General features: G+C 70.4%; 20 protein-coding genes. 11 read left to right on the top strand and 9 right to left on the bottom strand.

What is annotated here, in order from left to right; translation table 11 throughout:
- The first annotated feature begins 8 nt into the window (after window positions 1-8).
- The 7 genes from H9L41_RS11185 (at window position 9) to chrA (ending at window position 9,564) form a co-directional block, all read left to right on the top strand.
- A complete protein-coding gene (locus tag H9L41_RS11185) occupies window positions 9-926 on the top strand; it encodes a hypothetical protein (protein WP_028445985.1) in 918 nt (305 codons plus the stop codon).
- Window positions 926-4,675: a hypothetical protein gene (locus H9L41_RS11180; protein WP_028445984.1), complete on the top strand. Its 3,750-nt coding sequence runs from the start codon at window positions 926-928 to the stop codon at window positions 4,673-4,675. Before H9L41_RS11185 ends, H9L41_RS11180 begins: the two co-directional genes overlap by 1 nt.
- Window positions 4,676-4,961: 286 nt before the next feature.
- Window positions 4,962-6,359 carry a hypothetical protein gene (locus H9L41_RS11175; RefSeq protein WP_028445983.1) on the top strand — a complete coding sequence of 466 codons (1,398 nt, stop codon included), beginning with the start codon at window positions 4,962-4,964 and terminating at the stop codon, window positions 6,357-6,359.
- A gap of 112 nt (window positions 6,360-6,471) precedes the next feature.
- Window positions 6,472-6,789 (top strand): acyl carrier protein, encoded by a 318-nt coding sequence (locus tag H9L41_RS11170; RefSeq protein ID WP_028445982.1) that lies wholly within the window; start codon window positions 6,472-6,474, stop codon window positions 6,787-6,789.
- Window positions 6,786-6,992, top strand: a complete 207-nt coding sequence (locus tag H9L41_RS24665; RefSeq protein ID WP_265584006.1) for a beta-ketoacyl synthase N-terminal-like domain-containing protein — start codon at window positions 6,786-6,788, stop codon at window positions 6,990-6,992. The genes H9L41_RS11170 and H9L41_RS24665 overlap by 4 nt, the downstream gene beginning before the upstream one ends.
- A gap of 32 nt (window positions 6,993-7,024) precedes the next feature.
- Window positions 7,025-8,005: a beta-ketoacyl-[acyl-carrier-protein] synthase family protein gene (locus tag H9L41_RS11165; protein WP_265584005.1), complete on the top strand. Its 981-nt coding sequence runs from the start codon at window positions 7,025-7,027 to the stop codon at window positions 8,003-8,005.
- Window positions 8,006-8,262: 257 nt separating this feature from the next.
- Complete coding sequence (gene chrA / locus H9L41_RS11160) at window positions 8,263-9,564, top strand: chromate efflux transporter (protein WP_028445980.1); 1,302 nt, start codon at window positions 8,263-8,265, stop codon at window positions 9,562-9,564.
- 109 nt (window positions 9,565-9,673) lie between these two features.
- Here the strand turns inward: chrA and H9L41_RS11155 are convergent, their stop codons facing one another.
- A complete protein-coding gene (locus H9L41_RS11155) occupies window positions 9,674-10,423 on the bottom strand; it encodes an aspartyl/asparaginyl beta-hydroxylase domain-containing protein (RefSeq protein ID WP_084300166.1) in 750 nt (249 codons plus the stop codon).
- Window positions 10,424-10,762: 339 nt separating this feature from the next.
- On the opposite strand from H9L41_RS11155, the gene H9L41_RS11150 reads away from it, so the two are divergent.
- Window positions 10,763-11,272 carry a hypothetical protein gene (locus tag H9L41_RS11150; RefSeq protein WP_028445978.1) on the top strand — a complete coding sequence of 170 codons (510 nt, stop codon included), beginning with the start codon at window positions 10,763-10,765 and terminating at the stop codon, window positions 11,270-11,272.
- Window positions 11,273-11,389: 117 nt separating this feature from the next.
- Here H9L41_RS11150 and H9L41_RS11145 read toward each other — a convergent pair whose 3' ends face one another.
- Both H9L41_RS11145 and H9L41_RS11140 read right to left on the bottom strand, forming a co-directional pair.
- Complete coding sequence (locus H9L41_RS11145; RefSeq protein ID WP_051318955.1) at window positions 11,390-13,027, bottom strand: methyl-accepting chemotaxis protein; 1,638 nt, start codon at window positions 13,025-13,027, stop codon at window positions 11,390-11,392.
- A complete protein-coding gene (locus H9L41_RS11140; RefSeq protein WP_028445977.1) occupies window positions 13,012-13,266 on the bottom strand; it encodes a hypothetical protein in 255 nt (84 codons plus the stop codon). The genes H9L41_RS11145 and H9L41_RS11140 overlap by 16 nt, the downstream gene beginning before the upstream one ends.
- A gap of 1,138 nt (window positions 13,267-14,404) precedes the next feature.
- On the opposite strand from H9L41_RS11140, the gene H9L41_RS11135 reads away from it, so the two are divergent.
- Complete coding sequence (locus H9L41_RS11135) at window positions 14,405-14,674, top strand: hypothetical protein (RefSeq protein WP_028445976.1); 270 nt, start codon at window positions 14,405-14,407, stop codon at window positions 14,672-14,674.
- Between the two features lie 541 nt (window positions 14,675-15,215).
- On the opposite strand, the gene H9L41_RS11130 is transcribed toward H9L41_RS11135, so the two are convergent.
- Entirely contained in the window at window positions 15,216-15,572 is a 357-nt protein-coding gene (locus H9L41_RS11130; protein ID WP_028445975.1) for a hypothetical protein, read from the bottom strand.
- A gap of 60 nt (window positions 15,573-15,632) precedes the next feature.
- Complete coding sequence (locus H9L41_RS11125) at window positions 15,633-16,340, bottom strand: response regulator (protein ID WP_028445974.1); 708 nt, start codon at window positions 16,338-16,340, stop codon at window positions 15,633-15,635.
- 112 nt (window positions 16,341-16,452) lie between these two features.
- Between H9L41_RS11125 and H9L41_RS11120 the strand changes: the two genes are divergently transcribed.
- Window positions 16,453-17,115: a response regulator gene (locus H9L41_RS11120; protein WP_028445973.1), complete on the top strand. Its 663-nt coding sequence runs from the start codon at window positions 16,453-16,455 to the stop codon at window positions 17,113-17,115.
- Window positions 17,116-17,459: 344 nt separating this feature from the next.
- Window positions 17,460-18,164, top strand: a complete 705-nt coding sequence (locus H9L41_RS11115) for a glutathione S-transferase N-terminal domain-containing protein (RefSeq protein ID WP_028445972.1) — start codon at window positions 17,460-17,462, stop codon at window positions 18,162-18,164.
- Window positions 18,165-18,282: 118 nt separating this feature from the next.
- Here the strand turns inward: H9L41_RS11115 and H9L41_RS25720 are convergent, their stop codons facing one another.
- The 4 genes from H9L41_RS25720 to H9L41_RS11105 form a co-directional block, all read right to left on the bottom strand.
- Window positions 18,283-19,710, bottom strand: a complete 1,428-nt coding sequence (locus tag H9L41_RS25720; protein ID WP_308419645.1) for an ATP-dependent DNA helicase — start codon at window positions 19,708-19,710, stop codon at window positions 18,283-18,285.
- Window positions 19,659-20,660 (bottom strand): hypothetical protein, encoded by a 1,002-nt coding sequence (locus H9L41_RS25715; protein WP_308419644.1) that lies wholly within the window; start codon window positions 20,658-20,660, stop codon window positions 19,659-19,661. The genes H9L41_RS25720 and H9L41_RS25715 overlap by 52 nt, the downstream gene beginning before the upstream one ends.
- On the bottom strand, window positions 20,657-22,330 hold the full coding sequence (locus H9L41_RS24660) for a VRR-NUC domain-containing protein (RefSeq protein ID WP_051318954.1): 1,674 nt from the start codon (window positions 22,328-22,330) through the stop codon (window positions 20,657-20,659). Before H9L41_RS24660 ends, H9L41_RS25715 begins: the two co-directional genes overlap by 4 nt.
- A gap of 215 nt (window positions 22,331-22,545) precedes the next feature.
- Window positions 22,546-22,776 carry an integrase core domain-containing protein gene (locus tag H9L41_RS11105; protein ID WP_169730173.1) on the bottom strand — a complete coding sequence of 77 codons (231 nt, stop codon included), beginning with the start codon at window positions 22,774-22,776 and terminating at the stop codon, window positions 22,546-22,548.
- Between the last annotated feature and the right edge of the window lie 246 nt (window positions 22,777-23,022).

Raw genomic sequence — 23,022 nt, 5'->3', positions numbered from 1 at the left:
AGACGAACATGAAATCCGCCATCGACCGTACCGGCCAGTTGGCCGACCTGGCCGGCATCGCGCTGCGGCAGGCCGCCCAGGCGGTGCCCGCCGCCGCCGCGGCCGCCTCCGCGCTGCGGCTGGCCGCGCCGGCCGGCGACTTCGACCCGCCGCCGCTGCCGCAGTCCTGCATCGACTGGCTCAGCGAGCTGGTGCTGCTGTACGGCGTGCCGTTCGACTACCTGGTGCCGGTGGCCGCCATGCTGCCGGCCGAATCCATCCGCTTCTTCTACCTCGACCAGAACTACAGCAACCGGCTGATCGACGGCGCCGCCAGCATCGGCGTCGGCTCCAGCGTCGAATCGCTGGCGCTCCTGAGCCAGATCGAGAACGTGATCAACCAGGCGCTGCAGCGGCTGGCCGTGCCGCGCTCGGCCCGCACCGGCCAGCCGGCCGGCACCCCGAGCGGCGCGCCGAGCGGCTTCCTGCTGCGCTCGGCCGCGGTCTCGGGCTGGCCCGGCATCGAGGTGACCGCCACCGACGCCCAGGGCGGACGGGTGTCGCTGCTGCGGCTCGACCGGCTGTCGACCGACGTGCTGTTCTGCCTGTTCGGCGGCACGCCGGCCGAGGTGCGCATCCACCAGCCGAGCGAGAGCCTGCATTTCGGCGTGATCGACGACAACCAGGGCCATTACTCGGCCACGCTGCGCTACGTCGCCGGCGCCCAGGCCGGCCAGCAGATCGGCACCCAGACCGCGCCGGTGTCGCTGCGCACCGGCACGGTCGCCGACGTGGTCGACGTCAGCAAGACCGTCGCCGCGCTGACCCAGGCGCTCCAGCAGGCCGGCGCCTTGCCGCCGCAGGGCGTCACCGCCGCCGAGTTCGCCATCGAGATGGTGCAGAGCGCCGGCGTGCAACCGTTCAACCCCGCCGCCAAGGAGGCATGATGAGCGCGATCGTCAACCCGACCTGGGCCGGCCCCTGCCTGCTGGTCCCGATGTATTCCGAGGCGCTGCTGATCGGCACGCCCAACCAGGACGCCAGTCGCTTCACCTGGGCCAATACCGGCTACGACTACACCGCGCTGCCGTTCGCCACCCCGGCCGCGCCGCCGTTCTCGACCAACGGCGGCACGCCGGCCACCGGCCTGCACCTGAGCTGGACCCTGCCGTCGGCGCTGCGCAGCGGCCAGCAGCCGGGCGCCCAGGGCGCGGTGCAGTTCCCGACCACGCCCAACCGCTGGCTGGTCACCCGTTCCTACGTCGCCGCCGACGGCAGCGCGCCGGTGCTGACCGCCTGGGTGGTGCAGAGCGACTACACCGGCCCCGACGGCACCGTGTCCTGGCCGGCGCCCGGCTCCGACCTCGGCTACACCCGGCTCGGCAAGGTCTACACGCTGGCCAGCTGGCGGGCCCAGCCCGGCGCCCAGCCGCCGTTCCTGCAGGCGGTGGCGCCGGGCAACGTGGCCTTCGCCTCGGTCTACGCCAACGTCGGCAATGTGTTCGCCTTCTACGATCCGCTGCCCGACTCGGCCCAGGGCAGCTACGCCTACAGCGTGCTCGGCTGGTACGCCACGCCGGCCAACGACCCGCTGTTCGGCGCCAACGGCGGCTTCACCAACCAGGCGCAATGGCAGGCGCTGATGGACGGGCTCGACTGGTCGACCCTCACCACCGTGGCCGAGGCCCAGGCCGCCTGGCAGGCCTGGCTGCTGGCCAACCCGATCAGCGGCGGGCCGGCGCTGACGCCGGCGCAGGGCCAGCTCGCCTCGCAGACGCTGTGCCACTCGCTGCTGTACGGCATCGAGTGGAAGGGCAACGGCTATCCCTACCCGCTGTACACCGACCCGACCATCTCGCCGAACCCGCCGGCGGTGTCGATCGGCAGCAACTCCGCCGAGGCGCTGGCCGCCTGGATCGCCAGCACCATGCCGGGGCCGGTGCAGCAGGAGGTCGAGACCATGCTGCTGGCCTTCCAGAACGGCCTGATCTTCGACTACGCCACCGACACCGCCAAGTTCGAGATGGTCACCCAGGCAGCCCGCTTCGGCTCGCTGCCGGGCGGGCTGGCCTGGGTGGTGGCGCGGCCCGGCGACGCCAACCTGTCGCTGGCGGCGCAGGGCGGCAACAGCACGCTGCCGCTCGACGCGGACCAGACCGCCGCGCTGACCGAGCTGGCCGCGCTGCAGCAGCAGCTCGACGACGGCCGCGCGCTGCTGCTGTCGCTGCAGCAGGCGCTCTACGCCGCGCTGTGGAAACAGATCAACTGGACCAACCGCAGCGGCATCCCCAAGAGCCAGGTGCTCAACTACGTCAAGCTGCTGAGCGACCCCACCACCGGCCTGATCCCGTCGACCCAGCGCCAGATCGACCAGCTGTCGGGCCAGGTCGACGCCAAGGCCGCCGCCCTGCGCGCGCTGCTGGGCAAGACCTACGAGCTGAGCAGCCTGCCGGCCGCGCGCAGCTATGGGCCGATGGACCCGGTGGTCCTGGTGGCCGGCGCCGGCACCGACAGCAAGCTGGCCCAGCCCGGCGCCTTCGGCGATGCCAACGGCGCCGCCGGCCGCTTCACAGGCCAGACCATCCGCGCGCTGACGCTGGCGGTGCCGCCGGGCAGCGCGACCATGGTCACGCTGGACGCCGCCGACTTCGCCGGCCGGTTCCCGACCGGCAGCGGCATCCCCAAGGAAAGCGCGGACTTCTGGACCGAGACCATCCTGCTCGACCCGGGCAATGCGCTGTGGCTGGCCAAGCTGGCCTATGCCAAGACCAGCCTGCCGCCGCCGAGCGACCAGGCATTGGCGGCGCTGGCGGCGGTGATCCGCGCCCAGCAGGCGCTGCCGTTCAGCAGCGAGGGCCTGGCGCTGGCCGACCCGGCGCTGCTGGCCGCCGCGGTCGGCTTCAGCGGCGTCGCGCCGTCGGCGATCGCGGTCGATCCCTGGGTCACGCCGTGGACGCCGGTCTACCTCGACTGGCAGGTCGGCTGGTCGCCCAGCGCGCCAGGCCCCGACCTGCCGGGCATGCTCAAAGACTGGACGCTGGAAGACGTCGACTACGTCTGGAACGGCGGCGCCATCCCGGCGGTGACCGACGTCTACACCGGCCGCACCACGCTGACGCCGAACCAGGCGCTCGGGCTCAACGCCTCGATCGAGCAGTTCCTGGCGGTGCCGGCCAACGTGCAGAATCTGCTGCAGTTCGACGTACTGGCGCTGCAGCAGGCCGCCAAGGCGCTGAGCAACCTCGATGTGCTGGCGCAGTCGCTCGGCGGCCTCAACGCGCAGTTCGGCATGCGGCTGGACCAGCCGACCAGCATCGCCGGCACCGCCCAGGCGCCGCTGACCGGCGGCGTCAGCGGCTATATCCCTGCGGTCACCGGCAAGACCTTCTATCCGCTGCGCTCGGGCCACTTCACCATCCAGAAGCTGTGGGTGGTCGACGCCTACGGCCAGGTGCTCAAGGCGGTCGACACCAACGTCAACGTGCGGCCGATCGTGTCGCAGGCCATGCGCACCGACGGCGTGCCGGGCACGGCGCAGATGCCGCCGCGCATCACCCAGTCGAGCCGGCTGTCGACCTGGCTGGTCGACGCGCAGGACGACGGCGTGCCGAGCAACTCCTCGGACGAGACCAGCCCGCTGTGCGGCTGGCTGCTGCCCAACCACCTCGACAGCAGCCTCACGGTGTTCGACGCCGCCGGCAACAACCTCGGCGCGCTGATCCAGATCCAGAACGACCAGGGCCAGGCGGTGCGCTGGGACGCGGTGCCGGGCGGCGGCGCCGCGCTCGGCGCGCCGCCGGCGATCGCCAACCCGCACCTGGCGGGCCTGGTGGCCGGCATCCTGGGGCAGGGCGCCAACCAGGTCGGCGCGCTGTCGGCGCTGCTCGACGCGATCGACGTCACGCTGTGGAAGACCGACCCGCTGGGCCAGCCCAATACCGGCAACCTGTCGGTGCTGGTCGGCCGGCCGCTGGCGGTGGTGCGCCTGGCCGGCTCGCTCGGCACCGCCGGCCAGCCCTGGGTGCGGCAGGACTGGGCCGCCACCGGCCTGAACCAGGACGGCGGCCTGCCGCAGGCGCAACTGCAGGTCCGGCTCGGCGACCATGGCCTCGACCAGAACGGCGTGGCCGGCTACTACCTCGGCGACGCCTACGGCACCTTCTATGCCGCGCGCGGCTATACCCCGAGCCTGGGCAACCTGCGCCGCACGCTGGCCAGCCGCGCCGGCGGCACCGCCGAGCGGCTGGCCCACGCGGTGCGCGGCCTGCCGCAGCTCGGCGCGGAGGCGGCGGGCAATCCCTACGTGGTGACCGACGCGACCTTCCCGCTGCCGGCCGACGGCACCACCACCCAGTACCTGACCGCGCTGGTCGATCCGCGCGGCCAGATCCCGCTGGTGTCGGGCATCCAGCCGGTCGAGTACCTGGCGCTGCCGGCCGGGCCGGTCAGCGCGGCGCTGACGACCATGTTCGTCACCTTCCGCATGGGGCCGCTGTTGACCGATCCGGTCGAGCTGACCATGCCGCTGCCGGGCGCGGTCGGCGGCAACTGGTCGTGGATCGAGCGCAGCGGCGTCTCGGTCTGGCGCGAGGACGCCAACATCGTCCAGCCCGGCGGCGGCGCCACCCTGGCCGACACCCCGCCGACGCTGCGCGAGGGCTGGCTCAAGCTCGGCGGCGCCTTCGGCGGGAAGTAGGGAACGTGCATCCAAGTACCCGACTCCGTGATCCGCCCGGCAATCCCCGCGAGGGGCGGCCGGGTTTGCAGGCCCGGCAACCGGGCAGCGACTCCGCTCGGCCGGGCGCTCCAGTGCATATGAAACGCCGCGAGGTATCGCTGTTTCATTCCACGCCCCCGCCCTCGCCGCCGACCGGGCCCCGCGGAGTCGAAGTCCCCGTGGGGGAATCCAGAGAGCCTCGCCGACGCGAGATTTGCGCCTTTTTCAACAGCCTGTTAGTGCGATGAACTGAAGGAACGGCGACATGCAAACCAGACTGCAGATCGAACGCGAACAGAACACCTCCGACGCCACCCTGCTGACCTACAGCCTGGCGCCCACCACGGTGCCGACCGGCTCGGTGGCGGTGCTGGCGGTGGGCGGCCTCAACCAGAGCGGCCAAGACGTGGTGTTCAACCGCGCCGCCGGCGACAACGTCACCATCACGCTGCCCGACAGCCTGTGCAACGCGCTGGGCTCGGTCGGCTGCGTCTCGCTCGATCCCGACCGCTGGGGCTTCAACCCGCTGTCCGGCTCGCCCGGCTCCTTCCTGCTGCGGCCGCTGCTGGCCAGCGTGACGCTGGCGCCGGGGCAGGGGGTCGGCGTGCAGCTGACCAATATCGCGGTCACCGGCGCCGAGGGGCTGGAGTGCCAGGTCGAGGTCGACGAGAGCATCGGCGACGACTACGGCAGCGTCGAGCTGCCGCTGTCGGTCGGCGGCCCGGAGCTGTCGATCAGCGCGCTGGCGCGGCCGGCCACGGTCACGCTGGGCAAACCGTCGACCATCGGCTTCACCGCCATCGGCGGCAGCTACGTCACGCTCGAGCCGGGCGGCCAGCGGCAGGACTGCAGCGGCACGGTCTACCAGGGCACCTTCCAGGTGGTGCCGGCGCCGCCCAAGACCACCTACACGCTGACCGTCTACGACAGCGCCGGCCACAGCGCCGGCACCACGGTCGACGTGGCGGTCGGCAGCGTCGCGGTGCTGAGCTTCGGCCCGGCCGACCTCTACATCGACTTCGACCAGCAGGTGACCCTGAACTGGACGTCGCAGTACGCCACCAGCGCCACGCTGACGCCGCAGACCACGCCCTCGGTGCCGGTCAACGGCTCGCGCAAGGTGATGCCGACCGCGCTGGCGCCCGACAACGCCAGCGAGATCGTCTTCACGCTGACGCTGCAGGGCTGGAACGGGCCGGTGCAGCGGAACCTGACGGTGCGCTTCAAGCCGATGTCGGTGCTGTATTTCGGCCTGCCGCCGAACACCGCCTTCCCGCAGGTGCAGATCCAGAACGGCCGCGGCATGGCGACCCAGAACCCGCCGCCGCTGCCGCCGACGCCGGTGATCTGGCAACTGAACGCGATCGGCCCGGGCGGCCCGGAACTGCGCTATATCGGCCCGGGGCCGTGGCTGGAGACGCAGTACTTCGTGGCCGACAACCGCACCGTGCCGGCCGGCGGCCGCGTCACCTTCAGCTGGCAGACGCTCAATGCCACCACGGCTACACTGAACGGGCAGCCGGTACCGCTGACGCTGAACGGCACCACCGGCACCGGCTCGACCCAGGTCACCGTGGCCCAGACCACCACCTATGTACTGACGGTGGCCGACGGCCAGGGCAACAGCCAGAACAACCAGATCACCATCACCGCCATCCAGTAGGCAGGCCGCGCTCGGTCCTTTCAAATTCATGCAAAGGCGGGGCCGGCGGCGGCTGGTAGGTCGGGATTCATTCCCGACCTGCGGGTATTCGAAATCACGGAGGAAGCAAGCAATGTCGGACAACCACGAAGAACTGGCGGGCCGGCTCGGCCTCGCGCTCGGCGAAGTCGAAGCGATCCGCGACGGCATCCTGGCCCAGATCGCCAAGGTCAAGCCCTCGCTGGCGCAGTTCGCCTTCGAGCCGGGCACCCGTTTCGAAGAAGTGGGGATGAACTCGCTGAAGATGATCTCGGTGATCTTCGAGGTCGAGGAGTTCTTCGGCATCGACATCGTCGGCCGCAATCTCGAGGACGTGCGCACCTTCGGCGAGACCGTCGCGGTGGTCGCCCGGCTGGTGGCCGAGAAGCGCAACGCGCCGGCGGCGGCATGAGCGCCCCGCGCCGCGTCGTCGTCACCGGCCTGGGCTGCCTGTCGGCGCTCGGCATCGGCCGCGCCGCCACCTGGGCTGCGCTGGCCGAGGGCCGCAGCGGCATCGCGCCCGGCAGCCGCAGCATCGGCCCCTACACGGTGACGGTACCGATGGGCCTGGTGCCCGGCTACAGCCCGAAGCGCACTTCGACGAGGACGAACTGACCCTGCTCGACCCTTACGCGCAATACGCGCTGGTGGCCGCGCGCGAGGCGCTGGCCGATGCCGGCCTCGCCGGCGGCGACTACGACCGCGCCCGTACCGCGGTGGTGCTCGGCACCGGCGCCGGCGGCGAGCAGGCGCGCGAGGAGGCGGCCTGGAAATTCCTCGGCGAGGGCAAGACCCGCTGCAATCCGCTGCTGGTGCCGCGCACCAATCACCAGGCCTCGGCCGGCGCGGTGTCGATGGCCTTCGGCATCACCGGCCCGACGCTGACCATCGCCACCGGCTGCGCCAGCGCCGGCCACGCGGTGGCGCAGGCCTGGCTGATGGTGCGCCACGGCCTGGTCGACCGCGCCGTCACCGGCGGCAGCGAGGCCAACCTGGTCTACACCAACATCAAGGCCTTCGAATCGATGCGGGTGCTGGCGACCGACACCTGCCGGCCGTTCTCGCTCGGCCGCGGCGGCATGACGCTGGCCGAGGGCGCCGGCCTGGTGGTGATCGAGACGCTGGACAGCGCCCGCGCACGCGGCGCCACCATCTATGCCGAATTGGCCGGGGTGGGCATGAGCGCCGACGCCACCGACGTGGTGCACCCGTCGGCCGCCGGCCCGGCCCAGGCGATGCGGGCTGCGCTCGAGGCGGCCGGGCTCGAGCCGGCCGACGTCGACTACATCAACGCCCACGGCACCGGCACGCCGGTCAACGATGCCGAGGAGTGCAAGGCCATCCGCCAGGTGTTCGGCAGCCGGGCCGAGCGGCTCAAGGTGTCGTCGACCAAGTCGATGCACGGCCATGCGCTCGGCGCCGCGGCCGGGCTGGAGCTGGTGGCGACGCTCTTGGCCATGCAGCACGGCGTGGTGCCGCCGACCGCCAACCACCAGGCCGCCGACCCGGCCTGCGCGCTCGACGTGGTGCCCAACCTGGCGCAGCCGCTGGCGATCCGGGCCGCGCTGTCCAACAGCTTCGCCTTCGGCGGCATCAACGCAGTGCTGGCGCTGCGGCAACCGAGCTGACGTCCCGGGGCGCCGGCCGGTCCGGCGCCGCTTCCCATGGGGCCCGGCGCCCGCTTCTCCCGCAGCCGCCGGCGCGCTGCGCGCCCCAGGCGGTGTCCGATCGGCCCGGCGCTCCCGATAGCCCAGGGTAGGCCGCTCGTGACGGGAACTCGCCACATCGTCACGGAGTTTGAATCGCGCTGATTTAAGCTTCACCGGATGAACCCGCCCAATCCTCCCTCGACCGACCCGCAACACGCCGCACCGCCCCCGTCAGCCTGCGGCAGGCCTTCCCGTTCTGGCTCAAGCTCGGCTGCATCGGCTTCGGCGGGCCGGCCGGGCAGATCGCGCTGATGCACCGCGAGCTGGTCGAACAGCGGCGCTGGATCTCGGAGCGGCGTTTCCTGCATGCGCTGAACTTCTGCATGCTGCTGCCCGGCCCCGAGGCGCAGCAGCTCGCCACCTACATCGGCTGGCTGCTGCACCGCACCCGCGGCGGCCTCGTGGCCGGCGCGCTGTTCGTGCTGCCCTCGCTGGCGATCCTGACCGTGCTGTCCTGGCTCTACATCGCCTTCGGCCACCTGGCGGTGGTGGCCGGGCTGTTCTACGGCATCAAGCCGGCGGTCACCGCCATCGTGCTGCAGGCGGCGCACCGGATCGGCACGCGGACGCTCAGGAACGGCTGGCTGTGGGCCATCGCCGCGGCGTCCTTCGCGGCGATCTTCGTGTTCGAACTACCGTTCCCGGCCATCGTCCTGGCGGCCGCCCTGATCGGCCATCTCGGCGGCCGCATCGACCCGGCCCGCTTCGCGTCCGGCGGCGGCCACGCAGCCGCCCCGTCGGCCGGCCCGGCGCTGATCGACGACGACACGCCGCCCCCGCCGCATGCGCGCTTCCGCTGGCGCCGGCTGGCCTGGATCGCCGCGGCCGGCGCGCTGCTGTGGGCGGCGCCGATGGGCCTCTTGGCGGCCACGCTCGGCTGGCAGCACACCTTCACCCAGATGGGCTGGTTCTTCACCAAGGCCGCGCTGCTGACCTTCGGCGGCGCCTACGCGGTGCTGCCCTACGTCTACCAGGGCGCGGTGAGCCACTACGGCTGGCTGACGCCCGGCCAGATGATCGACGGCCTGGCGCTGGGCGAGACCACGCCCGGACCGCTGATCATGGTGGTGGCCTTCGTCGGCTTCGTCGGCGCCTACGTGCAGGCGCTGTTCGGGCCCGAGGCGCGCTTCCTGGCCGGCGCGGCGGCGGCGGCGCTGGTGACCTGGTTCACCTTCCTGCCGTCCTTCCTGTTCATCCTCGCCGGCGGCCCCTGGGTGGAATCGACCCACGGCGACCTCAAGTTCACCGCGCCGCTGACCGCGATCACCGCGGCGGTGGTCGGCGTGATCCTCAACCTGGCGCTGTTCTTCGGCTACCACGTGCTGTGGCCGGCCGGCATCGACGGCCGCTTCGACTGGGCGGCCGCCGCGATCGCGCTCGGCGCGGCCGTGGCGCTGCTGCGCTACAAGCGCAAGGTGGTGCACGTCATCGCGGCCTGCGCGCTGGCCGGCCTGCTGCTGCGGACGCTGGCCGGCTGAGCCGGCAGGCGCTGCGGCGGGCGCCCGCGGCTGGGGTCTTGCCGCGCGGTGGAAGGAACACCGCCGGCCCGGCCCGCAAGGTCCGCGACCGGTGCGGGACCGGCGTCCTTCACAGGTGGACCGGGAAGTTGGCCGCGGCCTTGACCACGCGCGGGCCGTACCACAGGCAGCCGAGCCGGTAGAACAAGCGATTGACCCAGTTGGCCGGCCACGGCAAGGGCCGCAGCACGTCGACCAGCAGCACGGCGCGGATGCCGTCGCTGCGGTTGATCACCTCGTGGTTCCAGCTGTCGTCGAACATCACGCTCTCGCCGGTCTTCCAGGTGTAGACGGTCTCGTGCACCCGGATCGACGGCGGATTCCGCTCCGGCACGCGCAGCGCCAGGTGATAGCGGATATAGGAACGCGTCGGCGCCGAGTGGGCCGGGATGCTCTTGCCCGGATCGAGGATGGAGAAGAAGGCCTGGGCCAGGTTCGGGATCTGGTCGAGCAGGGCGGTGGTGCGCGGCGCCAATCGGCGGTTGTGCTCGGGCCGGGCGCCGTAGCTGAACAGCATGAACACGTTCCAGCGCTTGTCGCGGTTGATACGGCCGGAGGCGTGGATCAGGTCGGTGTCGAGCTCGTGGTAGAGCGGCAGCTGGTCCTGGCTCGGCAGGAGCGCGTCGAGCTCGCGCTGGATCACCTCGAAGTGGCGGTCGAGCGTGCGCAGCTCGGGGCAGGTGCGGTCGATGTCGAAGAACACCGGCCGGCGCTTGCCGCCGCAGAAGAGATCGAAGAAGGGGATGAACAGGTAGGCGGCGTTGTACAGCGCGATGTTCTTGCGCAGCCAATGCAGCGCCGGCGGCAGCTTGACGGGCATGGGATTCCTCCTGCGGATGCGCCGCCTCGCGGGCGGCTTGTATGGGTATCGCGGCGCCGGCCGGGCCGGGCGACGCCGCTCAAGGATAGACGCTGGCCCGGGTCGCCGCCCGGCCGCCAGGTAGCCTGCGGCGGCCCGGCCGTCCAGGCCCGGCGGATGTAACGTGGCCGGCTTGAACCCCTTGTCCACCTGCTAGAACACACGGGCACTCGCCCAGGATCGATGCCGCCAGAATATCCGGCGCGTTTCCCGGGTATTCCAATTTGGCAGGCCTACCGGCCGCCGCCTCTCCGGCGGCACTGCCGGGCGCCGTCCATGACAAATCAAGGAGGTTTCGCCATGCGTCACTCGTTCACGCTGCTCTGCGCCGGCCTTGCGCTGGCCGTACTCGCACCCGTCAGCCAGGCGGCCGAATGCCGCGCCACCAAGGCCGTGGTGGCCAGCACCACCAGCATGGATGCCAACAAGTCGGCCGGCGGCCACGTCGACATCCACATCACCGGCCAGCCGACCCAGGTCGGCAAGTCGCGTTACACCAACTGGACCCAGTTCCAGAACCTGTTCACCCAGTGGCAGGGCAACGACGACGGCAAGAGCCCGGCGCCCAAGACCTGCGGCGGCGCCGGCGGCAGCCAGACCGACTGCATCGCCATCTCCCGGCTCGGCGGCTGGAAGGGCGGCGCCGCCACCGTCTGCACCGCGGTCGACGGCAGCGGCAACTGCACCGCCAGCCGCAACATCACGGTCAAGGCGGTCGCCTTCGGCTACTACAACAATTCGAAGGAAACCAAGGGCTTGTGGATCATGAACACTTCCTATCCCTCGGAGAATGCCGACTGCAGCCAGTGAACCGGCGGTCGACGTAGGGCAGGGCGGAAATGCGCGGAGGGGACGGGTTTCACCCCATCCCCTCCGCGGGCCGGATGACCCGCGCCCTTGCCCTGGTGTCCTGCCGGCGGCGGTCGTTCAGGCGCCGTAGGCCAGCGCCGAGTCGCAGGTCTTGAACTGGTTGGCCAACTGGTTGATCTTGCCCGCCACCGCCTTCAACTGCCCGGCGGTTTCCGCCAGCCGGGCCGCGGCGCTGCTGTTCTGTTCCGACAGCGTCGCGATGTGTTCGACCCCGCCGGCGACATCCTGGCTGGCGGTGGAACTCTGGCGCGTCGCCACGCTGATGCTGCCCACCAGGCCGACCACCTCGGTGGTGGCGGTCTGGATGGCGCGGATCGCCTCGCTGGCGCTCTGGGCCAGCGCTTCGCCTTGCGTCACTTCTCCCACGCTCTGGCCCATGGCGCTGACCACGGTGCCGACGTTCTGCTGCATCGTGCCGATCATCTCGGCGATGTCGCGGGTCGATTTGGCGGTACGTTCGGCCAGCTTGCGCACCTCGTCGGCCACCACCGCGAAGCCGCGGCCGCTTTCGCCGGCGCGGGCGGCCTCGATGGCGGCGTTGAGCGCCAGCAGGTTGGTCTGGTCGGCAATGTCCTTGATGACTGCGACGATCGAACGTATCCCGTCGGACTGCTTGCCCAGTTCGGCCACGTCGCGTGCCGACAGTTTCACCCGCTCGGAAATGCGCGCCATGCCCTCGGCCAGGTTCAGCACCACGCCGCCGCTCTGGTTAGCCATGCTGCCGGCGTTGCCGACCATTGCCGCGGTGGTGGCCGCGCTGTCCGATACCTGGGCGATGCCGGTGGTCATCTGTTCGACGGTCGAGGCCATGGCGCTGGCGGCGTCGCTGCCGTCGCCGGCCGCCTTGGCCATCCGGCTGGAATCGCTGGCCAGGTCGTCGGCGTGGGCGCTCAATTGCCCGGCCAGTTGCAGCAGGACCCTCAGCACGTCGTTCAAGTGAGCGCGCATGTGCTCCATCTGCTTCATCAGGCTGTGGCTGCCGTCGGCGGCGATCGGCTGGGTCAGATCTCCTTCGGCGATCAGGCGGGCCACCCGCATGGCCTCGGCCGGCTCGCCGCCCAGCAGTCCCATCACCGACCGGCGCAGCAGGACAGCGATCGCGGTGCCGGATACCAGGGCGACCGCCATGAGTACCCACATGGTGATCTGCGCCTTGCGCAGCATGGTCGAGACGTTCTCCATGCCCGTCGTGGCCGCGTCCAGGTTGGTCTTCTGGATCTGCATGACCTGCAGCGCCAGGGCGGCGCCGGCCTGGTCGAATGCCTTCAGCTGCTCGCCGGCGGCGTCGATCCCGCCCTGCGACATGTACAGCTCGGCCATCTCCTTGCCCTGGGCATGGAAACTGGCGAAGGCGGCTTCCATGGCCCCGACCTGCTTCACCATCGCCTGGTCGCCCTGGGCGGCGTACTCCTGCTTGAGCCGGGCGAGGCGAAGCTTGATGTCGGACAGCGTCTGGTCGGATTGCTTGAAGCCGTCCTTGCTGAAGGAAGCCGCGGCCTGGACCAGCAATTGATGAATGCGCAGGGTATCGAAGGCGATCTGGTCGCTGGCGAAAGCCTGGGGGATCGAGGCCTTCTCGGCCCGGCTCATGTTCGACTCGACCTGGCGGAAGGTGAGCGAAATGATGAAAGTGGCCACCGCCATGATGAATAGGATGCTGCCGAAACCGAGCGTCAGCTTCACGGACAGCGGCATGCGTTCAACGCCAGCGAGGCATCGCATTTGCCCTCGGCCAGATCGGCCAGGCCGCGGCCGGTGGCGTTGCCGATGATCGTCAGCTTGAAGCCGGTGGTCTTTTCGACCTCTGCCTTGTAGGGATTGACGAATCGGTCGATCGCCGTGGTGGCGCCGTGCAGGCGGATCTCGTCCGCGGCCAAGGCGTGGCTGCCCAGGGCGAGCGTGGCGAGGAGGGCGATGCGCAGTGTCGGTTGCATGATGCGGCTCCTGTCGAGGTGGGATCATCATCGGCCCGGATGGCACAGGCCGGGTTTGCTGGAAATCAAGAGTCGGGCGAATCGCCGGAAAGGCAGGTTCGATGGCCTGCTGCCGGGGATGACCCGCCGTGCGCAAGCAGGTCGGAGGTCGGCCCGACTCGCCGGGCGCCTGCGGCGGGTAGGCCGCTGCGCTGCATGGCCGGGCCGCGGATTCCGCCGGCCGGGATTGCGAGACCATGTTGCGTGGTCCGACCGGCCGGCCCAACTCGGGGCGCTACGGGCTAGGCATCTTCCCGGAACCCGGCCGGTGGGCCGATATCGCGCCCGGGGCGTCGCCTGCCCAGCGGGGGATTTCCCCAGAGCCCGGCCGTCAGCCGACGCGAGGCTCGACGCCGAGGCGAGGTCGCCCGAGCCGACCGGCGTCTGGCATGGGCCGCACTGACATACACGCTGGATACATTGGACGGGATCGACCGAAGCGAATCGCGGCACCTGGCGCCGCATCCGCTTTCGCCATTGCGTGCCCGGAATTGCGCGGACGAGGCGCTGCGGCAACGGCAAGCGCAGGGCTGAAATGCGTGGAGGGGACGGGTTTCACCCCATCCCCTCCCGCAGGCTGGATGCCCCGGCGTATCGGCCGGGGCTCCGCCTTGCTCCTTGCGGGAGGCCGCAGGCCGGCCTCCCCGAACGCTTACAAATTGTTAGGCCAGCACGACGCGCTGCATGGCGGCGGCCAGTTCCTGCCGCCGAGTCGACAGCTCGGTGCTGCGCTCGGCGGCGCGGCAGTTCTCTTCCGACATCTTGGCGGTCTCCGCTGGCCGAATGGCTTGCGGAGCCCATGTTGCGGGGATCTCCCCGCCGGTCCAACCCGGTGCGCTACGGGCTAGGGTTCTTCCCTGGGAGGGGCGGGCCGGAAGAGATCGTGCCAGGTGGCGCGGGCGGGTTGCCTAGGGAAGCCCCTAGGGTGGTATCGGGAGCCGACCCCGGAGTTAGACCAGTTCCGCGCCGCGCCTGGATACGGACAATGGAGGGCAAGCAAAGGGGCGCTCCAGCCGCCCCGGTCCCCACAGAACCAGCACGGAGGTAGGCCATGTACAACTGCGAACTCACGTCCCCGTCCCACGTCATCGAATCGGACATGGACAGCTACCGCCCGGTGCGGCAGTCGGCCGACTCGGCGCTCGACGCCGAATGGGCCGCCACGCTGGCCGCGCTCGACCGCGTCGAGGTGCCGTGGGCGATGGAGACGGTCCACGCCGAGGTGCAATGGCCGGTGGCCACCCAGCCGGCGGCGGTCGAAGCCGGCCGCGAAGAGCGCATGGTCCACCTGGCCGCGCTGCTGGCGATGCTGGAACGCTATGAAGTGATGTCGCCCGAACCGGCTGGCGTCTGGTACGGGCCGCATTGAGCGGTAACGGGCGCGATCGATCCTGGTTGGAGTCGATCGGATCGGATGGATCGAAGCGGGCTGCGGCCCGCTTTTGCTTTGGGACTCAGCGCATTCAACCAACGCCTCAGGCCGGTTGAGCCACCGTAGTCCTTCTCCCTCGCGAAGGGGAATGCGGCGCCCCGCAATGCGTTCCTTTCATTCGCCGCCGCTTCTTCCGTGCGCGGGGGAAAGCAGTCGACGGGTCTGCGAAGGGCTGCGACGTGATGAACCGCTCCCATTCCGACTTGCTTGCGCGAGGCAAAAGCGGATGCATCTCCGTCGCCCGGGATAGGCGTCTTTACCGCCGGTTGCTCGAGAGATTCGCGCTGAAGCCGCTCTGCGTGAACGCATGGAGCGGTCGCGGAGCAGGGAAGCGCGCATCGATTTCGCCCCAGGCCGCGGAGGCGCACACCGATGATCCCGGCCCGCAGAAGCAACTTCGGCCGCGAATCGCCGAGCAATCCCGCCGCATCGCGGCACGCTCGAAGACTCGCGGCCGAAGCCGTTCCTGCCGGATGTCCTAGCCCAGGGCCCGGCCGTCGAGATAGCTGCGCAGCTCTTCGCCCAGGCCGATCATCTCGGTCAAGAGGGCGCGCCGCTCGGCGTTCGGCGGCGGCAGGCCGCTGCGACAGGTCTGTTCGATATGGCGGGCCAGCAGATTGCCGCGGGTGGCGTGGAAGATGCCGAAGGCGGTGCGCAGGCGGTGGACGATGTCGGGCGTGCGCGCGTCGCCGGCGGCGAGCGAATGCAGCAGCGGATCGAGGTCGGCCAGGTAGGCCGCCGCCAGCCGGTGGAAGCCTGCGGTGTCGCCATGCAAGTCTTCGAGCACCTTGGCCGGGTCGAAGAATTTGTAGCGCGGATCGGATTCGGGCGACATGGAACGCTCCAGGAAAGCTGCGAACTTGGGGCACAGATTACGTCGCGCCCCGCGCACTGCCTACCGGGGGGATTCCCGGGTTCCGCCCTGGGGCGATTGCCGGGCCGGCTCGTCCGGCTGCAGCGCGTCGAGCAGCAGCGCGACGTGCAGCGGGTTGGACACGGCCGGCGCCAGTGCCAGCGCCAACGCATCGAGCCGGCGCAGCAGGGCCGGCGGCGCCTGCCGCTCGAGCAGCGTGCGCAGCGTGGCGACCGTGGCGCGCAGGCGGACCTGCTGCCCGTCCAGCCAGATCTGCCGCAGCGCGGCGGCGGTCGCGCGCCAGTCCTCGTCCTGCGGGATGTCCAACTCGAACTCGGCCGGCAGGGCTGGCGCGTCCTCTTCGGCGGCGCCATCCAGGCCGCGCAGCGCGGCGCGCAGCCGCTCAGGCGCCAGCGGCTTGGCCAGCACGCCATCGAAACCGCGGCTGCGCAGTTGCGCCTGATCGGCCGGCCCGTCGACAGTGGTCATCGCCAGCACCCGCGGCACCGCGCAACGGCGCAACAGCGGCAGCAGGCCGGCGCCGTCGCCGTCCGGCAGATGGCGGTCCAGCAGCGCGACGTCGAACACCCGGCCCGCCGCGAGCAGCGCGCTCGCCTCGGCCAGGCTGGACGCGCAGCAGTAGCGGTCGCCCCAGCTGTCGAGCCAGCTGGACAGGAGGAGCCGGTGCGCCGCGGTGTCCTCCACCACGAGGATCTGGAGCGGGGCGGTCGGCAGGTATTCGGCAGGCATGCGCAATCATGGAGCTGGTAAGGCGGATGGCATCATCCTATGCTTTCCTCTGGCCTTTCGCTTTCCTCTACCCATGTCGCAAGCCGATACCCCTGCCTCGAAGCGCACATCCGTGGTGATCGCGGACGACCACTCGCTGGTCCGCGTCGGCATCCAGACCCTGCTGGGCCGGCTCGACCGCTTCGAGGTGATCGGCGAAGCCATCGACGGCAACGAGGCGCTGGCGCTGATCCTGCAGCTCAAACCCGACATCGTGCTGATGGACATCGCGATGCCCGGCCTCTCGGGCATCGAGGTGGCCGAGCGCCTGCGCGACGCCGGCAGCGTCAGCCGGGTCATCATGCTGTCCGGCAACGAAGACCCGGCGGTGGTGATGACCGCGCTGAAGGCCGGCAGCCACGGCTACCTGGCCAAGGATCTGCTGCTGGCCGAGCTCGAGATCGCGCTCGACGCGGTGCTGCATGGCAACAGCTACCTGAGCCCGCGCGTGGCCCACCATGTGATCGCCTCGGCCGCGCGGCCCGAAATGCTGGCGGCCGAACCGGCGCCGGCACCCGCTGCGCCGGTCGAGGAATCGCCGCTGACCGAGCGCCAGCGCGACGTGCTGGCGGGGGTGGCGCGCGGCCTGAGCACCAAGGAGATCGCGCGCGAGCTCAACATCAGCCCCAAGACGGTGGAATTCCACCGCGCCCAGATCAGCGAACGGCTCGGCGTGCGCGACATCGCCGGCCTGGTGCGGCGCGCGGCCAAGATGGGACTGGTGAAGCTCGACTGAGCTTGCACGCCAGGGTCCAGCGCCCGGGCCGTTGCGGGGACAGGTTTGCGCCCTTTCCGGGAGACGGAGCGGGGATGAGATGGGCGCGGTCCAGTCATCGCGGCCCGCTCGAGCGTGAACCACGAGGCCCCGCGAATGCTTCCTTCGTGGATCTTCGCTCCTTCGAGATGCAAGACCTTGAGGCCGCGCCGAACCAAGCGCGGCCTTGTCTTTCTCGATTCCGCCTCGACCTTCCATACCGGTGCGCTGCGAACCGGGCCGTCCGCCGCCGGTCCATCGCCTGCCGGCGGCTCCGCGCCGCCGCCCCGTCCGACATCCGATCCACATACGAACGAGAACCCGCCATGACCGACCTGTCCGCCTTCCCCATCACCCAGAAATGGCCGGCCAGCCAGCCCGACCGGCTGCAGCTCTACTCGCTGCCGACGCCGAACGGCGTCAAGGTCTCGATCATGCTGGAGGAGACCGGGCTGCCCTACGAGCCGCACCTGGTCAGCTTCGGCAGCAACGACCAGCTGTCGCCGGCCTTTCTCTCGCTCAACCCCAACAACAAGATCCCGGCCATCCTCGACCCGGACGGCCCGGGCGGCAAGCCGCTGGCGCTGTTCGAATCGGGCGCGATCCTGATCTACCTGGCCGAGAAGACCGGCAAGCTGCTGCCGGCCGATCCGGCGGCGCGCTACGAGACGATCCAGTGGCTGATGTTCCAGATGGGCGGCATCGGCCCGATGTTCGGCCAGCTCGGCTTCTTCCATAAGTTCGCCGGCAAGGACTACGAGGACAAACGCCCGCGCGACCGCTACGTGGCGGAGTCGAAGCGCCTGCTGGCGGTGCTGGAGCAACGCATGGCCGGCCGCGACTGGATCATGGGCGAGGACTACACCATCGCCGACATCGCCACCTGGCCCTGGGTGCGCAACCTGGTCGGCTTCTACGGCGCGGGCGAGCTGGTCGGCTTCGCCGACTTCCCCAACATCGCCCGGGTGCTCGAAGCCTTCGTCGCCCGACCGGCGGTCGCGCGCGGGCTGGAGATTCCGAAGCAAGGCTGATCGGTGCTTTCGTAGGTCGGGCTTTACGCCCGACCTACGATGCGCATCGAGTTGGCTGACGGCGCTAACGGTAGCTGCAGCTACGGCGAACAGCCCGGCATCGACGAAGCGACCGGTGCTACGGCGAGCCCGCTTCGCCATCCACGTCGAATTCGACCCGCCACCAGGCCGGCAGCAGCGCGGCGACCTTCGCCTCGGCATAGCGGTCGTCGAGCAGGTAGACCACGCCGCGGTCCTCGGTGCCGCGGATGACCCGGCCGGCTGCCTGCACCACCTTCTGCAGGCCCGGATACAGGTAGGCGTATTCGTAGCCGCGGCCGAACAGCTCGTGCAGCCGCTGGCGCAGCTGCTCGTTGACCGGATTGAGCTGCGGCAGGCCCAGGGTGGCGATGAAGGCGCCGATCAGGCGCGGACCGCGCAGGTCGATGCCCTCGGCGAAGGCGCCGCCGAGCACGGCGAAGCCGATGCCGCAGCCGTCCGGCGTGAAGCGGGCCAGGAAGTCGCGCCGGGCCGGCTCGTCCATGCCGCGCGTCTGGGTCCAGCAGGGGATGTCGGGCGCCTGGCGGGCCAGTTCGGCCAGCGCCTGCTCGAGATAGGCGAAGCTGCTGAAGAAGGCCAGGTAGTTGCCCGGCTCGGCGCGGTATTGCCGCGCCATCACGTCGGCGATCGGCCGCAGCGAGCCGGCGCGGTCGCCGTAGCGGGTCGAGATGCGCGGGGCCACCCGCACCGCCAGTTGCTCGGCGCGGAACGGCGATTCGACCTCGAGCCGCGGCGTGTCCTCGGCCAGGCCCAGCATCTCGCGGTAGTAGTCGGCCGGGCTCAGCGTGGCGGAGAACAGCACGCAGCTCTGCGCCGCCGCGAAGCGCGGCGCCAGAAAGGGCGCCGGCACCAGATTGCGCAGGCACAGCGTGCTGGCCGGCTTGCGCCGTGCGCCCGAGGCCGGCCGCAGGCTGGCGTCGAACAGCGAATGCGGGCCGAAGCAGTCGGCCATGCGCAGGAAATGCAGCGCATCGAACTGGGCGCGCTGCAGCGGCGGGTCGAGCTGGTCCGGCCGCTGGTTCAGGTGGTCGCCGATCGCCAGCGCCAGCTGCTGCAACGCGGCCAGCAATGCCTGCGGCGGCTCGGCATAGGCCCGGTAGGGCTCGACCTGCGCCGCATTGAAGGCGTTCCAGCCGCGCTGCAGCTTGTCGAAATGCCGCTTCAGCGCCGCCGGCGCGGTCTTGCGCAACGCGGCGAAGGCGGCCTGGTCCAGTTCGGCCGTGTACATGGCGCGGCCGCGCTCGACCAGGTTGTGCGCCTCGTCCACCAGCACGCCGACCCGCCAGCCGCCGGCCTGGCGCAGGCCGTGCAGCAGCGCCGTCACGTCGAAGAAATAGTTGTAGTCGCCGACCGCCACGTCGGCCCAGCGCGCCATTTCCTGGCCCAGGTAGTAGGGGCAGACCGCGTGCGCCTCGGCCACCGCGCGCAGGCCGGCCTGGTCGAGCCGGCCAGCCGTCACCGCTGCGGCCCTGGCTGCCGGCAAACGGTCGTAGAAGCCGCGCGCCAAGGGCAGGAATCGCCATGGCAGGCCAGCTCCGGATGCAGGCAGGCCTTGTCGCGCGCGACCAGTTCCAGCACCCGGATCGGCGTCGTCGGCTGCGCCGGCGTCGATGCCGGAGCGGGCTGGGCCAGCCCGGGAAAAAGCTGGGCCAGCCCGGGAAAGAGCTGGGCCAGCCCGGGGAAGAGCTGGGCCAGCCCGTCCAACGCGAGCTGGCGGCCCGAGGTCTTGGCGGCCAGGAAGAACAGCTTGTCGAGCCGGCGGCCGGGCATGGCCTTGAGCAGCGGGAACAGCGTGGCCAGCGTCTTGCCGACGCCGGTCGGCGCCTCGGCCAGCAGGCTGCGGCCCAGCCGGGCCGCCTTGTAGCAGGTCTCGGCCAGCTCGCGCTGGCCATGGTGGAAGGCAGGGTAGGGGAAGGCCAGCCGCTCCAGCGCCGCGTCGCGCGCCGTGCGGTGGGCCAGCTCCTGCTCGGCCCAGCGCAGGAAGCGCCCGCACAGTGCGGCGAAGTGTTCGGCCAGTTCGGCCGCGCTGCAATCCTCGGTCAACACCGTCTCGTGCTGGCGGTCGACGTGGTAGTAGACCAGCGCGACCTTCAGGTCGGCCAACCCGTCGCGGCGGCACAGCAGGTGGCCGTAGACCTTGGCCTGGGCCCAGTGCAGCGCGCGGTGGTTGGCCGGCATGGCGGCCAGCTCGCCGCGGTAGGTCTTGATCTCCTCGACCCGGCCGGCCGCCGCGTCGTAGCCGTCGCAGCGGCCGTGCACGCGCAGCAGGCCGTGTTCGCCATCGAGCCGCAGTTCGGCCTGGTAGCCCGCGCCGCGCCGGGCCGCCACCGCGGCGTGGCCGGCCATGCCTTCCTCGGCGCTGGGCGATGGGGTGAAGCGCAGGTCGAGATCGCCCTCTTTGGCGGCGAACTCGCACAGCTCGCGCACCGCGATGCGGTAGCCGGCGGCATCGCTCACGGCGCATCCTGGGCGGGCATGCCCCGCATGGGCGTATCCCACTCGACATAGCAGACGCCGACCGGGATGCCGCGCTCGAGGCAGCCGTGCAGCCAGCGCAACTGGTTGTCCTGCAGCCGGTCGCCCGGCCCCTTCACCTCGATCAGCTCGTAGCGCGCCTCGGCGGGCAGGAAGCGGACCAGGTCGGGCAGGCCGGCGCGATTGCTGCGGATGTCGTCGAGGATGCGGCGGAAGAAATAGGCCAGGTGATCGGCCGGAATGCAGTGCAGCGCCAGTTGCAGCAGCTCGGCGTCGAGCACCTGCCAGGCCACGAACGGCGACTGCAGGCCCTGCTTCTCGTCGAAGCGGCGCGCGATGGTGGCGCGATAGCGGCCGTCGTCGAGCTCGGCCAGGCTGGCGTCGAACAGGTCGCGGCGGCGGGCATGGAAATCCGGGCTCAGCAGATCGGCCGGTCCTTGGTGGAACGGGTGGAAGAAGGCGCCCGGCAGGGCGGCGAACACCGCCGGCCAACACAGCAGGCCGAACAGGCTGTTCAGCAGCGTGTTCTCGACGTAGCGGACCGGCGCCTCGGCCGTGTGCAGGTGGTCGCGCACCGCGAATTCGACCGGGTAGCCGTCCTGCGGCCGCGGCAGCCGCAGCAACTGCTCGGGGATCGCCGGCAGCCCGGGCCGGGCCGGCGGCGGCAGGCCGAGCCGGCGGCACAGCCGCGGCAGCATGCGCGCCAGCTGCTGGCGCTCGGCCTCGCTTTCCGGTTCGGCCCAGGCCAGGCTGGCCAGCGCTTGGGCCGTATCGAATGCCTCCTGGCGCTCGAGTACCCGGATCTGCCGCGCCCGGGCGCCCGGGTAGGCGCATTGCCGGTACAGCGCCAGCGCCAGGTCGAAGCATTGCTGCCGCTCGTGCTGCTGGGCCAGCGCGTACAGCAGCTTGGCGCGGCGCCGCGCCAGCCAGTCCTGCTCGCTATGCAGCGCCAGCACCACCTCGCCGACCCGGTCCGCCGCCTCGCCCTCGTCGAGACGGCGGCGGCAATCGTGCAGCTGCAGGTAGAAATCGAGGTCGGCGCGGCTGCGGAAACCGCGCGACTCGGCCGAGAACGGCACCTGCTCGTACTGGAAGATGCCGAGATCGGCCAGCACGAACTCGGACCAGTCCTGCTGCAGGTTGCCGAAGAAGATCAGCCGCAGCCGATCGCACAGCGGCCGGATCGCCAGCCTGCAGGCGGCATCAGCCAGACCGGGGCACCACTGCGCGAAGGTTTGCGGCGCCTCGAACTGCGGCAGCAGCCGCGCCAGCAGCTCGGCCTTGCGTTCCTGCGGCCGCGGCTGGCTGGCGGCGAAGGCGGCATCGATCTCGGGCCGGGTCAGCAGACCAAACAGCGCATCGAGCGGCAGCGCCGGCTCGGCTTCGACCCAACCGGCCTCGACCAGCGGCGCCAGCGCGGCCGGGGTCGGGCCGATCTCGCTGTAGACGAGCTTGCCGACGCGGAACAATTCGCCCTTGCGCATCACCATGCGCACCAGCAGCGCCTGGGCGGGCAGGGGCAGGGCGGGGAAACGGCTCAGGAAGTCGCGTTCCGCATCGTCGAGCAGGTCGGCGTAGCGCTCGGCGACCCAATCGAGCAGCAGGCGGAAATTGTCGAGGTAGTAGAAGGGCTTGGGGTGGTCGGGGCGCATGGGGCGGCGGATGCTGCGGAGGCCCCGGCATTGTCGGTGAACGAGCGTACTCCGTGCAAGGCTGGCCTATGCTGTCATTCGATGCGGCCTGTTCTCTGGCTCGATACGATCATGGCCCTTTCCCCATCCGGTTTACCATTCATAAGTTAGCAATCTGAGCGGTTGGGGGTTGATGCTTTTCCCGTTATTCATCTGGGTCAAATAGCCATAGCGCACTATGGCGTAGCCGCATTGTATTTTAGGCGCCAAGCTTCGATCTTCTGCTGTGCATCATGCTGGCTGCGGAAGGCTTGATGATTGAAACACTCTTCTCGGAACCTGCCGTTGAGGCTCGCGGTGTAGGCATAATTCACCGGCTCGCCCGGACGGATGAACTGCAACCGTACGCCATATTGATATGCCCATTGATCCAATGCCTTGCTGGTGAACTCCGGTCCGTTATCCACTTGATCAATACCGGCAATCGACCAGCGCTTCGCAAGTGGTCCAATATTCGAGCCATACCTACCCTCGATAAAGAATGAACTACTTCAATCCAGACCGCCTCTCGATTCCATGTAACAATATCCTGCCAGAGCGTGTCAGCTACGAAGTCCACGGGTATGAGCCATCGGCCTGGGCTGAGCCACGCGCAAATGACTGGGCCGTTTGCGTCGGTGGCGTAGCCGCAGTGAGAGATCTGCTTCCGGTGT

It is taken from the genome of Chitinimonas koreensis, from assembly GCF_014353015.1.
Lineage (GTDB): Bacteria > Pseudomonadota > Gammaproteobacteria > Burkholderiales > Chitinimonadaceae > Chitinimonas > Chitinimonas koreensis.
Note: the sequence above shows the minus strand (reverse complement) of the source record. Positions and strands in the feature narration are given on the sequence as shown.

Coding starts and splice junctions, on each gene's coding strand:
- H9L41_RS11145 (WP_051318955.1), bottom strand. CDS start 13,027: ATGCCGCTGTCCGTGAAGCTGACGCTCGGTTTCGGCAGCATCCTATTC.
- H9L41_RS11140 (WP_028445977.1), bottom strand. CDS start 13,266: ATGCAACCGACACTGCGCATCGCCCTCCTCGCCACGCTCGCCCTGGGC.
- H9L41_RS11175 (WP_028445983.1), top strand. CDS start 4,962: ATGCAAACCAGACTGCAGATCGAACGCGAACAGAACACCTCCGACGCC.
- H9L41_RS11150 (WP_028445978.1), top strand. CDS start 10,763: ATGCGTCACTCGTTCACGCTGCTCTGCGCCGGCCTTGCGCTGGCCGTA.
- H9L41_RS11130 (WP_028445975.1), bottom strand. CDS start 15,572: ATGTCGCCCGAATCCGATCCGCGCTACAAATTCTTCGACCCGGCCAAG.
- H9L41_RS11115 (WP_028445972.1), top strand. CDS start 17,460: ATGACCGACCTGTCCGCCTTCCCCATCACCCAGAAATGGCCGGCCAGC.
- H9L41_RS11180 (WP_028445984.1), top strand. CDS start 926: ATGAGCGCGATCGTCAACCCGACCTGGGCCGGCCCCTGCCTGCTGGTC.
- H9L41_RS11155 (WP_084300166.1), bottom strand. CDS start 10,423: ATGCCCGTCAAGCTGCCGCCGGCGCTGCATTGGCTGCGCAAGAACATC.
- H9L41_RS11185 (WP_028445985.1), top strand. CDS start 9: ATGAAATCCGCCATCGACCGTACCGGCCAGTTGGCCGACCTGGCCGGC.
- H9L41_RS11170 (WP_028445982.1), top strand. CDS start 6,472: ATGTCGGACAACCACGAAGAACTGGCGGGCCGGCTCGGCCTCGCGCTC.
- H9L41_RS11125 (WP_028445974.1), bottom strand. CDS start 16,340: ATGCCTGCCGAATACCTGCCGACCGCCCCGCTCCAGATCCTCGTGGTG.
- H9L41_RS24660 (WP_051318954.1), bottom strand. CDS start 22,330: ATGCGCCCCGACCACCCCAAGCCCTTCTACTACCTCGACAATTTCCGC.
- H9L41_RS11135 (WP_028445976.1), top strand. CDS start 14,405: ATGGACAGCTACCGCCCGGTGCGGCAGTCGGCCGACTCGGCGCTCGAC.
- H9L41_RS24665 (WP_265584006.1), top strand. CDS start 6,786: ATGAGCGCCCCGCGCCGCGTCGTCGTCACCGGCCTGGGCTGCCTGTCG.